This is a genomic window from Stenotrophomonas humi (genome assembly GCF_001431415.1).
GTDB lineage: Bacteria > Pseudomonadota > Gammaproteobacteria > Xanthomonadales > Xanthomonadaceae > Stenotrophomonas > Stenotrophomonas humi.
Map to the genome: position 1 here is coordinate 1 of NZ_LDJI01000084.1, position 668 is coordinate 668.

The following is a 668-nucleotide window of genomic DNA, read 5'->3' on the forward strand; positions in this document are numbered from 1 at the left end:
TACCCGGGACAACGGCGGCCTTTGCGGCCTTCTCACGCTTGGTCTGTGCCATCAGATTAACCCTCTACCACCAGGCCCATGGAACGGGCAGAGCCCGCGATCGTACGCACGGCGGCGTCCAGGTCAGCAGCCGTCAGATCCGGCTCCTTCGCCTTGCAGATTTCTTCAAGCTGCTTGCGAGTGACCTTGCCCACCTTGTCGGTGTTCGGGCGCTTGGAACCGGAGGTGATGCCTGCGGCCTTCTTCAGCAGCGTGGTCGCCGGGGTGCTCTTGGTGATGAAGGTGAACGTACGGTCCGAATAGGCCGTGATGATCACCGGCACCGGCAGACCCGGTTCCAGCTTCTGCGTGGCGGCATTGAACGCCTTGCAGAATTCCATGATGTTCAGACCGCGCTGACCCAGCGCAGGACCGACCGGCGGCGAGGGATTGGCCTGACCGGCCTTTACCTGCAGCTTGATGTAACCGACAACTTTCTTTGCCATTTGAGTACTCTCCGGGTGCTAGCGCCTTGCGACAACAGGCTCCCCATCGGACCGAGAATCACGCGTCCCGGCATCGCGCTTTGAAATCCTTGAATCGCACCAAAGGCCACCTCGCGGCAGCCTTTGATTGAACCCCCGTTACAGGGAGCCGATTATTCTAGCAGTTTTTTCAGCCTCCGCCTG

Annotated in this window: 1 protein-coding gene; it reads right to left on the bottom strand. The window is 60.3% G+C overall.

From position 1 onward, the window contains the following. Positions 1 to 56 precede the first annotated feature (56 nt). Positions 57 to 485 carry a 50S ribosomal protein L11 gene (gene rplK, locus ABB26_RS18410; protein WP_057636147.1) on the bottom strand — a complete coding sequence of 143 codons (429 nt, stop codon included), beginning with the start codon at positions 483 to 485 and terminating at the stop codon, positions 57 to 59. Between the last annotated feature and the right edge of the window lie 183 nt (positions 486 to 668).

Coding starts and splice junctions, on each gene's coding strand:
- rplK (WP_057636147.1), bottom strand. CDS start 485: ATGGCAAAGAAAGTTGTCGGTTACATCAAGCTGCAGGTAAAGGCCGGT.